The organism is Klebsiella sp. Ech2A (assembly GCF_030078455.1).
GTDB lineage: Bacteria > Pseudomonadota > Gammaproteobacteria > Enterobacterales > Enterobacteriaceae > Klebsiella > Klebsiella terrigena.
In genome coordinates, this window is sequence record NZ_JAQGFU010000008.1 from 1 (window position 1) to 21,894 (window position 21,894).

Genomic DNA, 21,894 nt, shown 5'->3' on the forward strand with positions numbered 1-21,894 from the left:
ATTCAGGCTGCCGCCGGTCAGCAACCCCGCCCCGGAAGTGGTGCCGCTAACGCCGATCGTCGGCGGCAGCCTGAATCTGGCGCAAATGGGGATGCCGGACGGCATTACGCTGAGCGGCGGCCAGCTGCAGGGCGGCGCGAGCTTTACGCTGCCCTCCGATCAGGTGGTCACCCACGCTGAGCTGATGCTGGACGTCCGGGTTTCTCCGGAGATGGCCGCCCGCAACGCCACCCTGCAGCTGATGCTCAACGGCCAGCCGCTGGGGACGGTACCGCTGGGTACGGACGGTGCGGATATCTCGCACTTCCAGCTCGATATCCCGGCCGCGCTGATGGTCTCGAGCAATAATTTAAGCTTTAAGGTGAACGACGGCGACGCCATGCAGTGTCTGCTCAACGCGCGCGACGCCTCCGGCATCACCGTTTTACCCGCCTCGCGCTTTAGCTGGGAAAGCCAGCCGCTGAATATCAGCAACGACCTGAGCTTCTTCCCGCGGCCGTTCTTCGACAGCATGCAGATGACCCCGGCGGATATCGCGGTCGCCTACCCGCAAAACGCGGGTGCGGATATCTTCAGCACGGCGGCGCTGCTGTCGTCATGGCTGGGTATTCAGGCGGACTATCGCGGGATTGCCTTCAACGCCCTGCGCGACCGTTTGCCGGAGCGAAACGGCATTATCATCGGCCATCCGGGCGACCAGGTGGGCGGTTTGACCCTGCCGCAAACCGACAGGCCGCTGCTGCAGGTTGTTGATAACCCCGGCAACCCGAGCTACAAGCTGCTGCTGATCGTCGGGCAGAACGATGCGGCGCTGCGCGCGGCGGCCTGGCGGCTGACCCGCGGCAATATTGCGCCGCAGACCGCGAGCATGACGGTGGAGCCGCAGGCTATTCCGCTGGGTAAACCGTACGACGCCCCGCGCTGGATCCCAACCGATCGGCCGGTCAAAATCAGCGAGCTGCTGCGTAAAGATCAAAGCACGACGGTGAGCGGAGTGTGGCATGAACCGCTGCGCGTCGCTTTCCGCGCGGCGCCGGATCTCTACCTGTGGGATGGCGAAACCATTCCCCTGCAGATTAGCTACCGCTTCCCGTCCGAAAGCTGGATCAACGAAGACAAGTCGCTGCTGAGCGTCACGCTGAACAACACCTTCCTGAACAACTTGCCGATGAACAAGCAGGGGCCGCTGGAGAAGCTGTGGCGTCACCTGGGCGGCGATGCCCGCCAGGAGCGCTTTACCATCCCGCTGGCGCCTTACCTGATCTACGGGGATAACCAGCTCTCGCTCTACTTCAACGTGGTGCCGAAGGATAACGCCCCCTGCTCGGTGCTGCTGAATAACAACATCAAGAGCCGCATTACCGACGACTCATGGATTGATTTGAGCAGCACGCGACACTTCTCGCTGCTGCCGAACCTCTCCTATTTCGTCGGCGCCTCGTTCCCGTTCTCGCGGCTGGCGGACTACTCGCAAACCGTGCTGCTGCTGCCGGAGCAGCCGTCGGATACGCAGGTGGCGACCCTGTTAAACCTGGCCGCGCGTTCGGGTAACGCCACCGGCACGGCGCTGGCCAACAACCGGGTAGTGCTGGGGGTTCCTGAGGGCGGCGCGGGCCTGCAGTACCTGCGGGATCGCGACGTGCTGGCGGTCAGCGCCCTGGACCAGAAAACCTTTAACCAGCGCCTGCTGGCGGACTCTCCGTACAGTCCGGTGGATAACCAGCTCAGCGTCCGCGAGTCGGGAGGCTGGGCGAAGGTGCAGCGCTGGCTGACCGGCGACTGGACCTCCGCCAGCGTCGATGCCGACCGCTACTTCTCCTCCAGCAGCGCCTGGCGCGGCTTTATCAGCTACCGTTCGCCGTGGAATTCCCGGCGTACGGTGGTGGTGGCGATGGCCAGCAATGACGATCAGCTCGCGAGGCTGAAAAGCGACCTCGACTCGCCGCGGATCAACGCCGGCATTCGGGGCGATACGGCGGTGATCACCAGCGATAACGGCGTACGCAGCTTCCAGGTCAGCACGCCGTTCCCAAGCGGGCAGATGCCCTGGTACATGATGGCTATCTGGTACGCTAACCAGCATTCCGGCCTGCTGGCGATCCTCGGGCTTCTCGCCACATCGATAATCGGCCTGGCGTTAACCGCCATGTTTAAACGGCATGCTCGCAAGCGTTTGAGTTCGGGGGATGGCCAATGAAACGAGCGATCAAAATGAATAGCAGGGCAACCCGCAGACTATCGACCTTCTGCCTGTCAGGCGCGCTGACGCTGGGCGCATTCGGCGATGCCCTTGCCGCGAGCAACGATGCCGCGCTGCAGGCGCTTTTTGCTCAGGCCAACTACTGGCATGAAAAATCCCACGACGAGCTGGCGATGGAGTCGCTGCAAAAGGTGCTGCTGGTGGATGCCAACAACACCCAGGCCCTGTACCTGATGGCGCTCTGGGCGCAGCAGGGCGGCGATCTTCAGGCGGCGGCGCAGTGGCGGGCGCGGCTGGCGAAACCCTCGCCGAACAGCGCCAGCCTGCAGGAGCTCGACAATGCCAAAAAAATGACCCAGGTGCCGCAGGGGCAGCTGAGTCTCGCCAGGCAGCAGGCGCGCAGCGGCAACGTGCCCGCCGCCCTCGCCACCTGGCGCAGCATGTTTAACGGCAACGTCCCACCGTCGGGACTGGCGGCCGAATACTACATGACGATGGCCAGCGATAAAGCGCTCTATGCGCAGGCGATCGGCGAACTGCGCCAGTACGTGGCGCAGCATCCGCAGGAGAACGCGCCGCGCGTGGCGCTGGGTAAAGCGCTGACCTGGCGTGAGGATACCCGCCGGGAAGGGATTGCGATGCTGGAGCCGATGGCCAGCGGCAGCAAAGATGCCGACAGCGGGCTGCGCCAGGCGCTGCTGTGGCTGGGGCCGCAGTCCGGCGACCAGCAGTTTTACGACACCTGGATGCAGCGCCACCCGCAGGACACCGAGGTGCAGAACTACTATCGCCAGCGGCTCAGCGGCCAGGCGCGCGGGGAAGGGTATGCCAACCTCAACAGCGGCAATACCACCGCCGCGAAGCAGCAGTTTGAACAGGTGCTGCAAACCAACCCGCAGGATGCGGATGCGCTGGCCGGCATGGGCTACATCGCGCAGCGTAACGGCGATTTCCAGGCGGCATCGCAGTATTTGACCCGGGCGGCGGATCTCGGCGGCGATGATTCTGCCGCGCGGCGCCAGCAGGCTGCCGATGCGCTGTTCTACGGCCAGCTGGCCCAGGCGCAGCAGGCCTATAAGCAGGGCAATATCAGCCAGGCGCTGGCGCTTTCCGCTCCGCTGGCCCAGCAGAGCGGGACGCGAGGCACCTCGGCGAAGCTGTTCCGCGCCGACGTTCTGCGGCATAACAAAGACCTGCCGCAGGCCGAGCAGACGCTGCGTTCGCTGCTCAACGAGCAGCCGCAAAACGGCCCGGCGCGGGAGAGCCTCTATTACGTTCTGCGCGAGCAGAATAAAACGGCGGAGGCGCAGGCGATGCTGCGCACGCTGCCGGAGAGCCTGCAGCAAAAACTGCAGCCGCGCGTGGTGACCGGCATGCCGGGGGATTCGCTGCGCCGGCAGGCGCAGGAGCAGGCCAGCAGCGGCAACGTGAGCGGCGCCATCGCGCTGCTGCGCCAGGGCGTATCCCGCTACCCGGATGACGCCTGGATGCGGCTTGATTTAGCCCGGCTGCTGCAAAAATCGGGCAACGAGAGCGAGGCCGCCTCGACGATGGCGGCGGCCTGGCGTCCCGGCGCCAGCAGCACCTCGCTGTACGCCGCGGCGCTTTATGCCAGTGAAAACGGCGGCTGGCAGCAGGCGCAAACGCTGCTGGGGCGTATTCCCGCCGCCAGCCAGACCAGCCAGATGCGCGATCTCCATCAGCGGGTGAACTACAACCTGCAGCTGGTGACGGCGCAAAACTACCTGGCGCAGGGCAATACGGTTGCCGCCTCCAACACCCTGCGGGCGATGGCCGCTACGCCGCCGAAATCGCCGGCGGACGTCGGCAAGCTGGCGCGTCTGCTGGCGCAGAGCGGCGATGTCACGACCGCCGTCTCGCTGGTACGCAACAACATCAGCGGCGGGATCTCGGGCAACGCCGGCGATTATGCCGATCAGGTGACGGTGCTGAATCAGGCGGGTCTGACCCGCGAAGCGCAGAATCTGCTGAGCAACCCGCAGCTGCAGGCCAGCAGTACGCCGACGCAGCTGGCGAGCATTCGTAATGGCTATGTGATTAACGAAGCGGATCATCTGCGCGAGCAGGGGAACTACGCCGCGGCGTACGACAAGCTGATGGGCGCGATGCAAAGCGACCCGCAAAATACCGACCTGATGTTCGCGATGGCGCGCCTCTACCAGAGCGGCAAAATGAACAAAGAAGCCGGGGTGGTTTACGACTACCTGATGACCCGCGATACGCCGGATCAGGCGGCGCGCAGCGGGGCGATTGACGTTGCGCTCTCGTCCGGCGACAGCGGCCGAGCGGAGCAGCTCGCCGGCGGCCTGCGTCAGGATAATTCGCCGGACCGCCTGCTGCTGCTGGCGCGGGTCGAAGAGGCGCAGGGTAACCATCAGCAGGCGATGACCTATCTGCGCAGCGCGCGCGGCAAGCTGCTGGGCTTACAGAGCAGCAACAGCGCGCAAACGCCGACCGTTGGCGGCGTGCTGGCGGCGGATAACCCTTTCGTGGGCGTCTCCCGCACCCCGACGGCGACGCGCACGGCCTCCACCTACGGGCAGTATATGCCGTGGCAGGTCGCGCAGGTGTCGACGGGAGACGGAACCTCGCTGCCGGGGATCCAGCGTCCCGATCTGCCGGTAGAGACCGCGCAGACTCGCACGCTCCGCCAGGTGGATACCATGATGGAGTCGCTGCAGGAAAAAACCGGTACCTGGCTGCAGGGCGGGATGGAGGTGCGCGGGCGCGATGGCGAATCCGGTACCAGCAAGCTGACGGAAATGAAAACGCCGCTGACCTGGTCCTCGTCGCCGTTTGGCGATTCGCGCTTTGATTTCACGGTCACGCCGATCACGCTGAATGCCGGTGCAGCAACGGGAGATGCATGGCGACGCTATGGCAGTAACCCGCTGGCGAACGCGGTGTCGAATATGATCTCCACTGCTACCAGTGAACAAGCCGCGATCGCGGCAATGACCGATACTGAGAAAGAGACGCTCTATGCCAGCTATCCGGGGGCTGAAACGCTAAACGGCATGGGGACGCTAAGCGCGTCGGACTACAATCCGACGACCGGCAGCGGTATGGAGAATTTGGCGAAGCTGAAAGCCTATGATTCCGGACAGGTTTATGAATACCTGACGGCCTCCAGCCTGAAACCCAGCGTGGATCAGGCCAGCGGATCAACGAATTCGCAAAATGCGAATGGTGTCGAGCTTAATATGGCGTTGAGTGGGGATCGCTATCGGGTAGATATCGGTAGTACGCCACTGGGCCAGGATCTGAGCACGCTCGTCGGTGGCGTCAAATGGTCACCGAAATTAACCAACTATTTATCACTGGTTTTCACCGGTGAGCGTCGGGCGATAACGGATAGTTTGCTTTCATACGTTGGTCTGAAAGATTCCTACTCCGGTAAAAGTTGGGGAAGGGTGACCAAAAACGGCGGAACCCTGCAGCTGAGCTACGATGACGGCGACGCCGGTTTCTACGTCGGCGGCGGGGGCTATAGCTACCTCGGCGAAAATGTCGCCAGCAACACCAGCGTTAACGCCAACGCCGGGGTCTATCTGCGGCCTTACCACGACGAGTATCGGCAGCTGCAGACCGGCCTGAGCATGAGCTACATGGACTACTCGAAAAACCTGAGCTACTTCACCTACGGTCAGGGGGGCTATTTCAGCCCGCAAAACTACGTGAGCGTCTCGCTGCCGGTCAACCTGACGGAGAAATACGATAACTGGACGATGAAGCTGGGCGGTTCGGTGGGCTACCAGTCCTATAGCCAGGATAAGAGCGCCTACTTCCCGACCAACTCCGAGTGGCAGCGGACGCTGGAAACCGCGGTAACGGACGGGTTCGCCAAAGAAGCTTACTACTCGGCAACCTCGAAGAGCGGGATTGGCTACACCCTGCGAGCCGGCGCGGATTACAAGGTAAACAAACAGATGACGCTTGGCGGCCAGGTAGGCTATGACACCTTCGGCGATTACAACGAAAGCACCGCCGGTCTTTATATCCGCTATATGTTAGGAGATAACTGATCATGACGGAAAATAATAACGCGGAGGCGCTGGCCTGGTTTCAGCAGCAGCAGACGCCTGCCGGATGGTTCGATCTATTGATCGTGATGGTGGATGGCATGCTCAGCAACGCGGGCGAGCTGGAGAGTCAGCCCTTTCTGCGCCAGATGGGTGAGGAGCTGGCGGACAACTATCCTCTGCCGGAATCGGAGACGGTCGGCCAGCTGGAGGCCAATATCAACCAGCTGCTGAGCCGCTTCAAGTGGGGAGTAGTCAGCGTTGACGTCGGCGACGACGGGCTGCGGCTGCGCCATCGGGCGATGCCGGTCAGCCGCGACGAAGCGCGTCGCGTGCGCTGGTGTAATGCATTCTGTGCCATACTCGAAGGGCTTTATTCCCGCTGGCTGAGGGGGCAGGGCGGCGGCGCGCACGTTGTGTTACAGCGTGAGCGGCTGTTTTCTGTGTCTGACGTTCAGTTTCTCTACTTTCATCCATAACGAGTGCACTTATGTCCTTGCGTGCTTTAGTCGCAGTCATGGTTACGACGACGATGATGGTGCTTCCCCGCGCGTGGGCAGATACCGCCTGGGAAAGCTATAAATCCCGTTTTATGATGGCCGATGGGCGAATCGTTGATACCGGCAACGGCAACGTTTCCCATACCGAAGGGCAGGGGTTCGCCATGCTGCTGGCGGTCGCCAAAAACGATCGCTCTGCCTTTGATAAGCTGTGGCAGTGGACGGATAAAACGCTGCGTAATAAAGACAATGGGCTGTTTTACTGGCGCTACAACCCCGTCGCGCCGGACCCTATTGCGGATAAAAACGATGCGACCGACGGCGATACCCTGATCGCGTGGGCGCTGCTGCGCGCCCAGCAGCAGTGGGGTGATAAATCCTACGGCATCGCTTCAGATGCCATCACCGCGTCGCTGCTGAAGTCTACGGTCATCACCTTTGCCGGTCATCAGGTGATGCTGCCCGGTGCGAAGGGCTTCAACCGCAACGATCACGTCAACCTCAATCCCTCCTACTTTATTTTCCCAGCATGGCAGGCCTTTGCCGCGCGTACGCACCTGACGGCGTGGCGTAAGCTGCAGAGCGACGGGAAGGCGCTGCTGGGTAAAATGGCGTGGGGTAAGGCGCAGCTGCCCAGCGACTGGGTGGCGCTGAGAGCGGACGGCAGAATGGAGCCGGCGAAGGAGTGGCCGCCCCGGATGAGCTACGACGCGATTCGCATCCCGCTTTATCTCTACTGGGCCGATCCGCAAAGCGCCCTGCTGACGCCGTGGAAAAGCTGGTTTCAGAGCTATCCGCGGCTGCAGACTCCGGCGTGGGTTAACGTCAATACCAACGACGTCGCCCCGTGGTTTATGACCGGCGGCCTGCTGGCCGTTCGCGACCTGACCACCGGTGAAGCGCAGGACGATCCGCAGCTTAGCGCGCAGGATGACTATTACTCCGCCAGCCTGAAGATGCTGGTCTGGCTGGCGAAGAACGACCGCCGCCAGGCAACGACCGGCGGCTGAACGGGCCGCGGGGGTGAAACCCTGCGGCCTTTTCGTTTTACTGCGGGTACGGAACCCAGCTTCCGCCGTTCAGCTGGACGTAAGGTTTCCCCTGATACTGAATGACGATGGCGTTGGCGTTCTCCGATACTGCGGCGCTCTGCGGCAGGTTGGCGGTGTACTGCGGCCAGTTCACGTTATCCTGGGTAAACATTTTGCCGTCGAGGGCGCGAACCACCAGCTCGGAGATCGCCAGATAGCTGCTCGGCTGGTCGATAACCAGCGGCGCGCCCTGGCGCGGTTCCTTCATACCGAAGAACTTCACCGCCGCCGGCACGTTAGTGATCGACGGGCTTGGGATATCGCGCAGGCCGGAGACCTGCATTTTATCGCCCTTCAGCGCCCCGCCGTGCTCCGGCACCACCACCACCATAACTTTACGACCCGACTTTTCCAGCTCGGTAAAGAAGTTGTCCAGTTCATCAAAGAGCTTCTGGGCGCGCACCTTGTAATCGGCCGTTTTGCTCTGGCCCGGGAAGTGGTTGCCGTCGTGGAGCGGCAGAATGTTGTAGAAGGTCGCGGTGCGCGCATCGCCCTGCTTATCTTCCGTTTCCAGCCAGCGGTTCAGGGTCGCCAGATCGTCATACACCGGCGAGCCGTCGAAGGCCTGCAGGCTGACCGGCAGACCTTTCTGGTCCATCAGCGGGCTTTGCATGCCGCCCAGGCTGCGCAGCTCTTTCAGGAAGTCGCCAAACAGGCCGTTGTGGCCCAGCATCAGCTGCTGGTTGAAGCCGAGCTTCGCCAGATTTTCAAACAGGTAGCACTCGCTGCCCGACGGCTGATACAGATTGGAGTGCGACAGCTGGCCGCAGCTGGCGCGGAGCAGGCGAACCGCCGCCGGGCCGCTGTAGGAGGTCGCCGAATTAAAGTTTTTGAACACGATATCAAAGTGCTTCCACAGCGGATGGTCCATCAGCCCTGCGGCTTCGATATCGGACCATGACAGGGAGCAGATATTAATCACCAGCAGATCAAAGGGCTGGGCGTCCGCCGGCAGCTGCTGCGGGAACGGCGTCTTACGCTTCTGCTCCGAGGCATAGAACGCATTCAGCCAGCTGGTGAGGTTGGCGGACGTGGGCGGTTCGGTCTGCGGCGGAATATCGCCGTTAGCGGAAGCAGTGCCCGCCGCCGTTCCCCCGGCGTTGGTGGCGGTGATGACTGCGGTGGTTGCCGCCGCCGTCGTCGGCTGGCCGGCCGGCCACAGGGTAAAGGAGGGGAGCAGCGGGCTGACGGCGAGCCATATCATCATCGCCGAGACCAGCACCGTGACGCGCAGCCACTGGCTGATAAACAGCCACAGGACCAGCAGCACAAAGAAGGCGCCGACCATATTCCAGTTAATAAAGCGGGTCACCAGGTCCCAGATATAATCCGCGCTAAAGCCGGCAAGCTGGGAGCCCTGGCTGAAAATACTCTCCGGGCCGGGCAGCCAGGTGTCGTGCCAGAACAGCGCGATACCGAAGGGGATCGCGACCAGGTGGCGCAGGCGGTGCAGCCTATATTTCGGCAGCGGCACCAGCAAAAAGGCGAGAAACACCAGGTTAAGCAGCGGGTGGAAATTAAGATATCCCGCCCACAGCAGAGCAAACTTCACCAGAAAGTAGAAATTCCACCCGGCAAGGCCGCGCCAGTATTGCCAGAGCGGAAGCGGCGTTGCGGTAGTTTTTGGATTGGTCATTTATTCACTTTGCCTTGCTTAGCCGTCGCATCCCGGCGCAGTACGCCAGCCGGTTTAACATAACGGGGTTTAAAGAACATCAATCGTAAGGTGGTGCGGATACGGCGCTGGTAGTGGCGCGTAAGGTAACCTAACGGGAAAAACAGCAGCGCGCAGAGCACCACCAGCTGAATAATATCGCTAAGAGACATCATGATTTTTGCTCCACGTCGGTGGACAGCCGGTGCGGCTCAGGTATCCGGCGCCAGCTGCGCCCGTCGTGGGTGGCGTTGATCGCCTCGTTTTTGCCTACCGTAATAGGCAGCGGCGTGTTCCATTTATCCGCCGTGAGGCCGCGCATCAGCAAAATCTCCGCCGTGATTTGTTTATCTTCAAACCAAATCATGCGGTTAGAGAATATGTCGCCGGTAGGAAGCGGGAAAATATGGTTCAGCGCCGTATCCAGATCGTTGACGCGACAAAATGAGAGAAACAGCACCAGCCGGTTGTTGCCGATGGTCATGATATCGCCCATGCGGTTGGGCTTGCAGAGCGTCAACGCCTGCTCAACGCGCAGGCCCGGCGCCGGACGTAGCGCGACCATCACGCCTTTGCTGTCCGCAGGCAGCATGGTGTTGGCCATGATGTTATAGACCGCGGAGCAAAAGTCGTCCCACTTCTGATAGCCGCGCAGCTTGAGCGGCTGGCTCCAGGCTATAAGGGTGGCGTAGTCTTCCGGAATATGGCGGCTAAACTTCTGTTTCTGAACGCTCTCAATGAGCGTCAGGCAGCGCGACAGCGGCGCGCCGCTGGGGATCACCATATTCGCGCCGCTGCTGAGCAGCAGGCGTTCATCGGTGGCGCGCAGGCTGGGTGTCTGTTCGCGAACAATGATTTTTAATGCACTTCCGCGCTGGCGGCGCAGGGTGTGAATATGGCGCCCCAGCTGCTCGATCTGTACATTTTGCGTTACGCTGAACAGCAGAGTTGCCGCCTGCGCCGTTCTGGCGGCGTTGAACACGGCGTCGTTGGTATCAAACAGCGTCCAGTATTCCGACAGCGCCGGGGCGCCCTCAAGGACGCGTAAATTGCTTAATACGACCTTTTCATCGCTGCGCGGCTGGACGATCGTTTCTTCTTCCTGCGCCAGCCGCCATCCGGCTTCGTCTTGTAAAACAACCAGCTGCTGCTGCGCGCTTATTCCTTTTTCACTGCCCCACCAGGCAATATCGAACAGGAAGTTATCGCCCTGATAGCGGATGCTGGCGAGACCGGAAAGAGAACGATACTGATATAATAGCGGGGACAGCTGCTTATCATTATTGTTACCAGAATTAAGCACTAATAAAGAGCAATTGTGATATTTAGTCCATCGCGCTGATTTCTCTACCCACTTGCATAATTGTTCACTTTTAATATTTTGCCAGGCATTTTCAGCGCATAGCAGAATAAATAGATAATTGCCAGGTTCCAGCGAACAGAGTATATCACGGTGCATTTCTTCTAACCCTGCCGTCAGGTTCGGCAGGGTAAATAACACGATTTTTTCCGGGCCGCTGTTATTTTCTAATGAAATGATTTTACCTGGTTTCTCACCCATTACGATCGCTGCAACCTTGCCGTCTTTAGCCTGTGCGGCCAGCGTATGGTTGAGCAGACTTACCGCATCAACATAGCGGTCAACGTTGAGCCACCATACCCCGCCAACGGGCATATGGCTGACCTCGTCCCATAATGACGAAATACCCAAAGTATATACGATATCCACGACGCCCCTCGCGAGCCCTGATTTATACTGGATTAGTTTACTAGCGAAAGCGGCAGAGTAAACCTAACATTGAAATTAAAGAGCATCGGTCTTAGCATATAGGGCCATTTAAGAATGGCCTTGTACACTTCGGTTATTATTTATGTGTTGTTTGAATGGACAGTGAAATGCCAGGAAAAGAGCCTGTAGTGCCCTCAGATGCAACGCTGGGTTATACCTTTCAAAATGATTTCCTGGCGCTAAGCCGGGCATTTTCCCTGCCTGAAATTGATTACCACGACATTTCCCGACGCGAGCAGCTAGCTGCGGCGCTGAAACGCTGGCCACTACTGGCAGAATTAGCAGAGAAAAAGTAAAAAGTAAGGACGCCGTCGATGGCTATTCTTGGATTACAGGGCATCCGTGGCGGCGTGGGCACAACGTCGATTGCCGCGTCGCTCGCCTGGGCGCTACAGCTGCTGGGGGAAAGGGTACTGGTGGTTGATGCCAGCCCGGATAACATGCTGCGCTTTTTTTTCAACGTCGATGCCGGCCATCGTGAAGGGTGGGCGCGCTCCTTAATTGACGGCGGCGACTGGCGCGATGCCGGCATGCGCTACACCTCCCATATTGATATTTTGCCCTTTGGTCAGCTGACGCCGGGTGAAAGAGAGCACCTCGACAGGCTCTACCCGACGCTGGATCCCCTGGCCGCTATCGTGCAGCAGCTCGACCAGCAGGGCGATCGTCGCTGGGTGCTGCTCGATTTACCCGCCGATTTTTCCCCGCTGACCCGCTCGCTGCTCGACGTCTGCGACCGTACGCTGGTGGTGGTGCATCCGGACGGCAACAGCCATATTCGCCTGCATCAGCAGGCGCTAGCGGCGAATCGCGATATTCTGATCAACGATCTGCGGGTGGGCAGCCAGCTGCAGGAAGATTTATATCAGCTCTGGCTGGAGAGCCAGCGGCGCATTCTGCCGATCGCCATCCATCGCGATGAGGCGATGGCGGAGTGTCTGGCGGCGAAGCAGCCGCTGGGTGAGTATCGGCAGGACTCTCTGGCGGCAGAAGAGATCCTGACCCTTGCCAACTGGTGCCTGCTGCACTACTCCTCCGCCCGGGAGGCGCAATGATGCGCCTGAGCACGCTGCTGCTGGCTCCTCCGGTTGCCGAACGCCTGAGCGAACGCTACGCCGACTACCGCCAGCATGGCGCCTCGTGGCTAGCGGCGACGCTGGGCTGCCTGTGGGCGGCCTTGGCGTGGGCGCTGATGCCGCTGGAAACGCCGCGCTGGCAGGCGATCCTTGCCAGGCACGGCGACTATTTCCCGCATATTCATCCCCATCGGCCGCGGCCGCTCGATCCGCTGCGCTACCTGCTGCAGTCGGTATGGCTGCTGGTGACCCGAGTGCCTGAGCCTGAGAAAAAGGTCAACTGGCGCTCGCTGGTGGCCCTTGAAGGCGTGCACGGCCGCTATGCCCAGTGGCTGGACCGGCTCCCGGAGCGGGTAAACACCCGCACCGGTCATCTGGATAAATACAAAGAGCTGGCGCATCTCAATCCAAAGCTGCGCAGGGCGATCCTCAGCGTGGTGGTGGGTTTTTCGCTGATCCTGGCGCTGCTCTGCATCACCCAGCCGTTTAACCCGATTTCGCAGTTTATCTTCCTGCTGCTGCTGTGGGGCGTGGCGCTGCTGGTGCGGCGCATTCCGGGGCGCTTCTCGGCGCTGATGCTCATCGTGCTCTCGCTCACCGTCTCCTGTCGCTATATCTGGTGGCGCTATACCTCGACGCTGAACTGGGACGATCCCGTCAGCCTGGTGTGCGGCCTGGTGCTGCTGTTCGCTGAAACCTACGCCTGGCTGGTGCTGGTGCTGGGGTATTTCCAGGTGATCTGGCCGCTCAACCGTCAGCCGGTGCCGCTGCCTGAAGATATGGCCGAGTGGCCGACGGTCGATATTTTTGTGCCGACCTATAACGAAGACCTCAGCGTGGTGAAAAACACCATTTACGCCTCTCAGGGCATCGACTGGCCGAAGGACAAGCTGAATATCTGGATCCTCGATGACGGCGGGCGGGAAGAGTTTCGCCAGTTTGCCAAAGACGTGGGAGTGCACTACATCGCCCGTGAGACGCACGAGCACGCGAAGGCCGGCAACATCAACAACGCGCTGAAGTATGCCAACGGCGAGTTCGTCTCTATTTTCGACTGCGACCACGTGCCGACGCGCTCTTTCCTGCAGATGACCATGGGCTGGTTCCTGAAGGAGAAAAAGCTGGCGATGATGCAGACGCCGCACCACTTTTTCTCTCCGGACCCGTTTGAACGCAACCTCGGGCGTTTTCGTAAAACCCCGAACGAGGGCACCCTGTTTTATGGCCTCGTGCAGGACGGCAACGATATGTGGGACGCCACCTTCTTCTGCGGCTCCTGCGCGGTGATCCGCCGCGGCCCGCTGGATGAGATCGGCGGTATTGCCGTCGAAACGGTGACCGAAGATGCGCATACCTCCCTGCGCCTGCACCGCCGGGGCCATACCTCCGCCTATATGCGTATTCCGCAGGCCGCCGGGCTGGCGACCGAAAGCCTGTCGGCGCATATCGGCCAGCGTATCCGCTGGGCGCGCGGGATGGTGCAGATTTTCCGTCTCGACAACCCGCTGTTCGGTAAAGGGCTGAAGCTGGCGCAGCGGCTGTGCTACGTCAATGCGATGATGCACTTCCTGTCCGGTATTCCGCGGCTGATCTTCCTGACCGCGCCGCTGGCCTTTTTACTGCTGCACGCCTATATCATCTATGCGCCCGCGCTGATGATCGCGCTCTTTGTGCTGCCGCATATGATTCACGCCAGCCTGACCAACTCGAAGATTCAGGGTAAATATCGCCACTCCTTCTGGAGTGAAATCTACGAAACGGTGCTGGCCTGGTATATTGCGCCGCCGACCTTCGTCGCGCTGATTAACCCGCATAAGGGCAAGTTCAACGTTACCGCGAAGGGCGGCCTGGTAGAGGACGAGTACGTCGACTGGGTGATCTCTCGTCCCTACATCTATCTCGTGCTGCTTAACCTGGTTGGCGTTGCGGCCGGTATCTGGCGCCACTTCTACGGCCCGGAAAATGAAATATTGACCGTGTGGGTCAGCATTGTGTGGGTGTTTTATAACCTGATTATTCTCGGCGGCGCGGTGGCGGTGTCGGTGGAAAGCAAGCAGGTCCGCCGCTCGCACCGCGTGGAAATGAACATGCCGGCGGCGATTGCCCGCGAAGATGGCCACCTCTTCTCCTGCACCGTCCACGACTATTCTGACGGTGGGATAGGGATCAAAATTCACGGTAAAGCGCAGGTCCTGGAAGGGCAGAAGGTCAACCTGCTGCTTAAACGCGGGCAGCAGGAGTACGTCTTCCCGACGCGGGTAGCCCGCGTGAACGACAGTGAAGTCGGCCTGCAGCTGCTGCCGTTGAGCAACAAGCAGCATATCGATTTTGTGCAGTGTACGTTTGCCCGCGCCGATACGTGGGCGCTTTGGCAGGACAGCTTCCCGGAAGATAAACCGATGGAAAGCCTGCTGGATATCCTGAAACTGGGGTTCCGTGGATATCGTCACCTGGCGGAGTTCTCCCCGCCGTCGGTGAAGGTTATTTTCCGCTCGCTTACCCTGCTGGTTGCCTGGATAGTCTCGTTTATTCCCCGTCGTCCCGAACGCGCCGCGGCGATACTAACTTCGGAACCAGAAATGGCTCAACAATGATGATAATGCGATGAAAAGAAAACTCTCCTTGATTTGTGCAGTGGCGGTGGGAATGGCTGGCTGGTACCCCTTCGCGTCTTACCCGGAACCCACGGCGGCCATGACTGCGGCGCCGACCGCTGCCGCGCCGCTAGCCGCGCCTGAACCCACTCTTGCGCAAGACCAGCCGACGGCGACCGTCGTCGATCCGGCCGCGCCGGTGGTGGTGGCGGAAAATATCCCGACCCGCGACGTCAAGCTGAGCTTTGCTAAAATCGCCCCGGCGCCGGGCAGCATGGTGCTGCGCGGCGCGCGTCCCGATGGCTCGGTGGAATTCGGCATGCGCAGCGACGAGGTGGTGGCTAAGGCGCTGCTGAATCTCGACTATACGCCGTCGCCGTCGCTGCTGCCGGTGCAGTCGCAGCTCAAGGTCTACCTCAACGATGAGCTGATGGGCGTTCTGCCGGTCACCAAAGAGCAGCTGGGTAAAAAGGTCCACGCGCAGATCCCCATCGATCCGCTGTATATCACCGACTTTAACCGCGTACGCCTCGAGTTTGTCGGCCACTATCGCGACGTTTGTGAGAACCCGGCCAGCAGCACGCTGTGGCTGGACGTCGGGCGCGACAGCAACCTGGACCTGACCTATCAGTCGCTGAAGGTGCGCAACGATCTCTCCCATTTCCCGGTGCCATTCTATGACTCCCGGGATAACCGCCCGCTGACTTTACCTATGGTTTTCGCCTCCGCGCCGGACGCGCGGCAGCAGCAGGCGGCGGCGATTGTCGCCTCCTGGTTTGGCAGCAAGGCCGGCTGGCGCGGCCAGCAGTTCCCGGTCTATTTCAACGCGCTGCCGGATCGCAACGCCATCGTTTTTGCCACCAACGACAGGCGCCCGGATTTCCTGCGCGAGCATCCGCCGGTGAACGCGCCGACCATCGAAATGGTTGACCATCCGGACAACCCGTACGTCAAGCTGCTGGTGGTGCTGGGCCGTGACGATAAGGATCTGCTGCTGGCGGCGAAGGGCATTGCGCAGGGCAATATCCTGTTCCGCGGTAACAGCGTGGTGGTGGACGACGTGAAGCAGCTGCAGGCGCGTAAACCTTACGATGCGCCAAACTGGGTGCGGACCGATCGCGCGGTGACCTTTGCGGAGCTGAAAACCTACGAGCAGCAGCTGCAGTCCAGCGGGCTGGTGCCGGACTCGATTAACGTGGCGCTCAACCTGCCGCCGGATCTCTATCTGCTGCGCGCCAACGGCATTGATATGAATCTGAAATATCGCTACACCATGCCGCCGGTCAAAGATAGCTCTCGCATGGACATCAGCCTGAATGACCAGTTCCTGCAGTCCTTCAGCCTCAACAGCTCTCAGGACGTCAACAAGCTGATACTCCGTCTGCCGGTGCTGCAGGGGCTGCTGGACGGTAACTCCGCGGTGACCATTCCGGCGCTGCGCCTGGGCGCCATGAACCAGCTGCGCTTTGATTTCCAGTACATGAACCCGATGCCGGGCGGCTCAATTGATAACTGTATTACCTTCCAGCCGGTACAGAACCACGCGGTGATCGGCGACGACTCGACGATTGATTTCTCGAAGTATTACCACTTTATCACCATGCCGGACCTGCGGGTCTTTGCCAACTCGGGCTTCCCGTATAGCCGGATGGCCGACCTCGCCGAAACCCTGGTGGTGGTGCCGAAAACGCCAACTCAGGGCCAGGTTGCCACCCTGCTGGAGTCCGTTGGCGGCATCAGCGCCCAGACCGGCCTGGCGGCGATCAATATCCAGGTCACCGATGACGGTAGTCAGGTTAAGGGCAAAGACGCCGACCTGCTGCTGATCGGCTCGATTCCACCGGCGCTGAAGGACGATACGCGAATTAACCTGCTGGTTGAGGCGACGAAAAGCTGGGTGAAAATGCCGATGCGCCACTACGAGCTGCCGAGCATTTATCCCGATGATGAAGCCCGGACGCCGAACACGCGCGCGGACATCACCTCTTCCGGACCGATGGCGGCCATTATTGGCTTCCAGTCGCCGTATCACGACCAGCGCAGCGTCGTGGCGCTGCTGGCGGACAGCACCCGCGGCAACGAACTGCTCAACGATGCGCTGAACGACAGCGGTAAGCGAGCGGCGATGTTTGGTTCAGCGGTGGTGGTGCGTGAATCCGGCGTCAACAGCCTGCGGGTGGGCGACGTCTATTATGTCGGGCATCTGCCGTGGTTTGAACGCATCTGGTTTGCGCTCTCCAGCCACCCGGTGCTGCTGGCTATTCTGGCGGCGGTCAGCATCGTGCTGCTGGCGTGGGTACTGTGGCGCATGCTGCGTATCGTCAGCCGTCGTCGCCTGCACCTGGATGACGAGTAACCCATGATGAATGCGCTACGCACAGGGGTGACATTGGTATTGATGCTGGCGGCGGCGCAGGTCAGCGCCGCCTGCCGGTGGCCGGCCTGGGATCAGTTCAGAAAAGAGTACGTCAGCACCGAAGGGCGCGTCGTTGACCCCAGCGATCCGCGGAAAATCACCACTTCGGAAGGGCAGAGCTACGGCTTGTTCTTTGCCCTGGCGGCCAACGATCGCGATGCGTTCGGCAAGCTGCTGCAGTGGACGCAAAACAACCTTGCCGAGGGCGACCTGCGCGCGCGCCTGCCCGGCTGGCTGTGGGGCAAAAAGAGCGACAGCGAGTGGACGATGCTGGACAGCAACTCGGCCTCCGATTCGGACCTGTGGATAGCCTGGTCGCTGCTGGAGGCCGGTCGCCTGTGGCAGATGCCGCAGTACGCCGAGGTAGGTAAAGCGCTGCTGTCGCGGATTGCGCAAGAAGAGGTGGCGGACGTGCCGGGGCTGGGGCCGCTGGTGCTGCCGGGGAAGGTCGGCTTTGCTGACGATAAAGGCTGGCGCTTCAACCCCAGCTATCTCCCGCCGCAGCTGGCGAACTATTTTGTCCGCTACGGCGCCCCGTGGCCGAAGCTGCGCGACGGCAATATCCGCCTGCTGCTGGAGACGGCGCCCAAGGGCTTCTCCCCTGACTGGGTACGCTACGAGAAGGGTAAGGGCTGGGAGCTGAAGGCGGATAAACCGATTATCGGCAGCTACGATGCGATCCGCGTCTATCTGTGGGTCGGCATGCTCAACGACGGCGATAAGCAGAAGGCGCGCCTGCTGGCCCATTTTAAACCGATGGCGCAGCAGACCCTCAGCCAGGGCCTGCCGCCGGAAAAGGTGAATATCGCCACGGCGAAGACCGCAGGAAACGGCCCGGTGGGCTTCTCGGCCGCGCTGCTGCCGTTTTTACAAAATGAGGATGCCCGGGCCGTTCAGCGCCAGCGCGTCAGCGACAACTATCCCGGCGCGGACGCGTACTATAGCGCGGTCCTGACCCTTTTTGGCCAGGGATGGGATCAACATCGTTTTCGCTTTACCGCCGATGGCGAATTACAACCTGACTGGAACCAGGAATGCGCAAGTTCTCACTAACGTTTATCACCCTGGCCCTGGGGGCTGCGCTTCTGCCGCTGGCGCAGGCCGCGACCACGCCTGCTCAGGACCATCTGCTGGAACAGGTGCGGCTGGGGGAAGCGAGCAATCGTGAAGATCTGGTGCGTCAATCGCTGTACCGGCTGGAGCTGATTGACCCGAATAACCCGGACGTTATCTCCGCGCGGATGCGCTATCTGCTGCGCCAGGGCGATACCGATGGGGCAAAGAAACAGCTCGATCGCCTGTCGAAGCTGGCTCCGGATTCGACCGCCCTGAAATCCTCGCGCAGCGAAATGAATCTCAGCACCGGCGACGGGCGCCAGGCGCTGCAGCAGGCGCGTCTGCTGGGCGTGTCGGGGCATGTAGAAGAGGGCGTGGCCGCATTTGAAAAGCTGTTCGGCGGCGTGCCGCCGGATGAAACGCTCGCCATTGAGTACTGGTCGCTGGTCGCGCGGCTGCCGGCGCGGCATAACGAAGCCGTCCTTGAGCTGAAAAAAATTAACGCCAGATCTCCGGGCAACGTCGCCCTGCAAACCGCGCTGGCTAAGCTGATGTTTGCCGACAATAAGCCGGATGAAGGTTTTGCCTGGCTAGAGCAGATGTCGCGCTCGGCCGCCGGGCGCAGCACCGCCGCCTCGATGTGGTTCGACAAAATAAAAGATATGCCGGTCAGCCGCGCCAGCGTGCAGGCGCTGCAGCGCTTTCTGCTGCTCTTCGCCACCGGCGAATCGGCGGCCAATGCCCGGGTGCTGCTCGAGCAGCAGCAGGGGCAGCTCAAAGACCCAACCTTCCGCGCCCGCTCCGAAGGGCTGGCGGCGGTTAAAAGCGATAAACCGGCTCAGGCGGTGGCGGATTTACAGCAGGCCGTTCGCGCGGATGCCAGGGACAGCGACGCCGTGGGCGCGCTGGGCCAGGCCTATTCGCAGCGCGGGGATCGCGCCCGCGCCGTGGCGCAGCTGAATAAAGCGCTCGCCATGGACCCGAATAGCCCGAATCGCGACAAATGGCGCAGCCTGTTGCAGACCAACCGCTACTGGCTGCTGATTAAGCAGGGCGACAGCGCGCTGAAGGCCGGGCAGCTGGCGCAGGCGCAAAGCGCCTACGCACAGGCGCAGCGGGTGGATCGCACCGACAGCTACGCGGTTCTTGGTCTCGGCGACGTGGCCGCCGCGCGTAAAGAGAGCGCCGCGGCGCAGAGCTACTATCAGCGCGCGCTGCGCATGGATCGCGACAACAGCCTGGCGGTACGCGGGCTGGCGAACCTCTATCGTGCGGAGTCGGCGGAAAAAGCCAGCGCCTTTATCGCCGGGCTGACGCCCGCTCAGCGGCGCAGCATTGACGATATTGAGCGCAGCCTGGCTAACGAACGTCTGGAAAAGCAGGCTGAAGCGCTGGAGAGCCAGGGCAACTGGGCGCAGGCTGCGGAAGTGCAGCGTCGACGTCTGGCGCTCGACCCCGATAGCGTCTGGATAACCTGGCGGCTGTCGCGAGATTTAGTGAGCGCAGGCGAGCGGGCCGAGGCGGATACGCTGATGCGCACGATGGTCAACCGTAAGCCCGGCGACGCCGATCGGGTCTACGCCTGGGGCCTTTATCTATCCGGCAACGGCCAGGACGATATGGCCCTCGCGCAGATTAACGCGCTGCCGCGTAGCCAGTGGAGCGATAATATTCGCGAGCTTGAGGCGCGCCTGCAGAGCGACAATATTCTGCGTCAGGCCAACGGGCTGCGCGAGGCGGGCGAGGAAGAGCAGGCGATAGCGCTGATTAAGCAGCAGCCCGCGTCGGTGCGCTACGATCTGACCCTCGCCGACTGGGCGCAGCAGCGCGGCGACGCGCAGACGGCGATCCTCCAGTACAACGCGGCCTTGAGCAAAGAGGCCAACAACGGCGACGCGCGCCTGGGGCTGGCGGAAGTCTACCTTGCCGAGGGCGACAAAAACGCCGCCCACGGGCAGGTCGCGCAGCTGAAGGGCGAGGACGCCGAATCGATCAATATGCAGCGGCGAGTTGCGCTGGCCGAGGCCGGGCTGGGCAACGCGGCGCAGGCGCAGCAGATCTTTAGCCGTATCGCCACCCAGGCGAAAGCGCAGCCGCCGTCGATGGAGAGCGCGCTGGTGCTGCGCGATGCGGCACGGTTTCAGGCGCAAAACGGCCAGCCGCAGCAGGCGCTGGAAAGCTATAAAGACGCGATGGTGGCTTCCGGCGTGGCCGCGGTCCGTCCGCAGAATAACGACGCTTTCACCCGCCTCACCCGCAACGACGCGAAGGACGACTGGCTTAAGCGCGGGATCCGCAGCGACGCGGCGGATCTTTATCGCCAGCAGGATCTTAACGTCACGCTGGAGCATGATTACTGGGGATCCAGCGGTACCGGCGGCTATTCCGATTTAAAAGCCCAGACGACGATGCTGCACGTGGATGCGCCGCTGGCCGACGGCCGGATGTTCTTCCGCACCGATTTGGTCAATATGAACGCCGGCAGCTTCTCAACCAACGGCGACGGCAGCTATTCGCCGAGCTGGGGCACCTGCGGCGAGATTGCCTGCACCGGCGGTAGCCTTCACCAGAGCGACGGCGGGGCGAGCGTGGCGGTCGGGTGGAAGAACGACACCTGGAGCGGCGACATCGGCACCACGCCGATGGGCTTTAACGTCGTCGATGTCGTCGGCGGCCTGAGCTACAGCGACGATCTTGGCCCGCTGGGCTACACCCTCAATCTGCACCGTCGGCCGATTTCCAGCTCCCTGCTGGCGTTTGGCGGGCAGAAGGACAGCCCCAGCCATACCGGTAAAACCTGGGGCGGGGTGCGCGCCGACGGCGGCGGCATCAGCCTGAGCTACGACAAAGGGGAAGCCAACGGCGTTTGGTCTTCGCTGGGGGCCGACCAGCTCACCGGCAAAAACGTCGCCGACAACTGGCGCGTGCGCTGGATGACCGGCTACTACTATAAAGTTATCAACGAAGATAACCGCCGCGTGACGGTCGGCCTGAGCAATATGCTCTGGCACTATGACAAGGATCTCAGCGGTTATACTCTGGGACAGGGCGGCTACTATAGCCCGCAGGAGTACGTCTCTTTCGCCGTGCCGGTGACCTGGCGCCAGCGTACCGAAAACTGGTCGTGGGAGCTTGGCGGCTCCGTCTCCTGGTCACACTCGCGGACGAAAACCCAGGCGCGCTACCCGCTGTTGAACCTCATTCCCTCCGGGTATCGCACCTATGCCAGCCAGTTTAGCGAGGAGGGCAGCAGCAGCCAGGGCTTCGGCTACACCGCCCGGGCGCTGGTCGAACGGCGGGTGACCGGCAACTGGTTCGTGGGCGCGGCGGTTGATATCCAGCAGGCCAAGGACTACACCCCGAGCCACGCGCTGCTCTACGTTCGCTACTCGGCCTCCGGCTGGCAGGGCGATATGAATATGCCGCCGCAGCCGCTGGTTCCCTACGCTGATTGGTAGCAGAATAGGCTGAATTA

Annotated in this window: 13 protein-coding genes; 10 read left to right on the top strand and 3 right to left on the bottom strand. The window is 61.4% G+C overall.

Features of this window, described 5'->3' with window-relative positions; all coding sequences use genetic code 11:
* The 4 genes from bcsB (PFH44_RS03545) to PFH44_RS03560 all read left to right on the top strand — a co-directional run.
* The coding region (gene bcsB, locus PFH44_RS03545) for a cellulose biosynthesis cyclic di-GMP-binding regulatory protein BcsB (protein ID WP_283824307.1) at positions 1 to 2,197 on the top strand (2,197 nt) is incomplete at its 5' end.
* A complete protein-coding gene (locus tag PFH44_RS03550) occupies positions 2,194 to 6,246 on the top strand; it encodes a cellulose biosynthesis protein BcsC (protein WP_283824308.1) in 4,053 nt (1,350 codons plus the stop codon). The genes bcsB (PFH44_RS03545) and PFH44_RS03550, both read left to right, overlap by 4 nt.
* Positions 6,246 to 6,722: a cellulose biosynthesis protein BcsD gene (bcsD, locus tag PFH44_RS03555; RefSeq protein WP_161795662.1), complete on the top strand. Its 477-nt coding sequence runs from the start codon at positions 6,246 to 6,248 to the stop codon at positions 6,720 to 6,722. The genes PFH44_RS03550 and bcsD overlap by 1 nt, the downstream gene beginning before the upstream one ends.
* Positions 6,723 to 6,733: 11 nt before the next feature.
* Entirely contained in the window at positions 6,734 to 7,753 is a 1,020-nt protein-coding gene (locus tag PFH44_RS03560; RefSeq protein ID WP_045853924.1) for a glycosyl hydrolase family 8, read from the top strand.
* A gap of 37 nt (positions 7,754 to 7,790) precedes the next feature.
* On the opposite strand, the gene bcsG is transcribed toward PFH44_RS03560, so the two are convergent.
* The 3 genes from bcsG to bcsE are packed head-to-tail and all read right to left on the bottom strand — an operon-like array spanning position 7,791 to position 11,217.
* Positions 7,791 to 9,470 (bottom strand): cellulose biosynthesis protein BcsG, encoded by a 1,680-nt coding sequence (gene bcsG / locus PFH44_RS03565; protein ID WP_283824309.1) that lies wholly within the window; start codon positions 9,468 to 9,470, stop codon positions 7,791 to 7,793.
* Positions 9,467 to 9,664 carry a cellulose biosynthesis protein BcsF gene (gene bcsF / locus PFH44_RS03570; protein WP_041143129.1) on the bottom strand — a complete coding sequence of 66 codons (198 nt, stop codon included), beginning with the start codon at positions 9,662 to 9,664 and terminating at the stop codon, positions 9,467 to 9,469. Before bcsF ends, bcsG begins: the two co-directional genes overlap by 4 nt.
* Entirely contained in the window at positions 9,661 to 11,217 is a 1,557-nt protein-coding gene (gene bcsE, locus PFH44_RS03575) for a cellulose biosynthesis protein BcsE (protein WP_283824310.1), read from the bottom strand. Before bcsE ends, bcsF begins: the two co-directional genes overlap by 4 nt.
* Before the next feature lie 167 nt (positions 11,218 to 11,384).
* Here bcsE and bcsR point away from each other — a divergent pair, with 167 nt between their 5' ends.
* The 6 genes from bcsR to bcsC are packed head-to-tail and all read left to right on the top strand — an operon-like array spanning position 11,385 to position 21,877.
* Positions 11,385 to 11,573: a cellulose biosynthesis protein BcsR gene (bcsR, locus tag PFH44_RS03580; RefSeq protein ID WP_071844861.1), complete on the top strand. Its 189-nt coding sequence runs from the start codon at positions 11,385 to 11,387 to the stop codon at positions 11,571 to 11,573.
* An 18-nt stretch (positions 11,574 to 11,591) separates the two neighbouring features.
* On the top strand, positions 11,592 to 12,332 hold the full coding sequence (bcsQ, locus tag PFH44_RS03585; RefSeq protein ID WP_045853927.1) for a cellulose biosynthesis protein BcsQ: 741 nt from the start codon (positions 11,592 to 11,594) through the stop codon (positions 12,330 to 12,332).
* Positions 12,329 to 14,947, top strand: a complete 2,619-nt coding sequence (gene bcsA / locus PFH44_RS03590; RefSeq protein ID WP_283824311.1) for a UDP-forming cellulose synthase catalytic subunit — start codon at positions 12,329 to 12,331, stop codon at positions 14,945 to 14,947. Before bcsQ ends, bcsA begins: the two co-directional genes overlap by 4 nt.
* Before the next feature lie 10 nt (positions 14,948 to 14,957).
* Entirely contained in the window at positions 14,958 to 17,303 is a 2,346-nt protein-coding gene (gene bcsB / locus PFH44_RS03595; protein WP_045853929.1) for a cellulose biosynthesis cyclic di-GMP-binding regulatory protein BcsB, read from the top strand.
* Between the two features lie 3 nt (positions 17,304 to 17,306).
* Positions 17,307 to 18,416 (top strand): cellulose synthase complex periplasmic endoglucanase BcsZ, encoded by a 1,110-nt coding sequence (gene bcsZ, locus PFH44_RS03600; protein WP_045853930.1) that lies wholly within the window; start codon positions 17,307 to 17,309, stop codon positions 18,414 to 18,416.
* Positions 18,398 to 21,877, top strand: coding sequence for a cellulose synthase complex outer membrane protein BcsC (gene bcsC / locus PFH44_RS03605; protein ID WP_045853931.1), 3,480 nt, complete (start codon positions 18,398 to 18,400; stop codon positions 21,875 to 21,877). Before bcsZ ends, bcsC begins: the two co-directional genes overlap by 19 nt.
* The last annotated feature ends 17 nt before the right edge of the window (positions 21,878 to 21,894 follow it).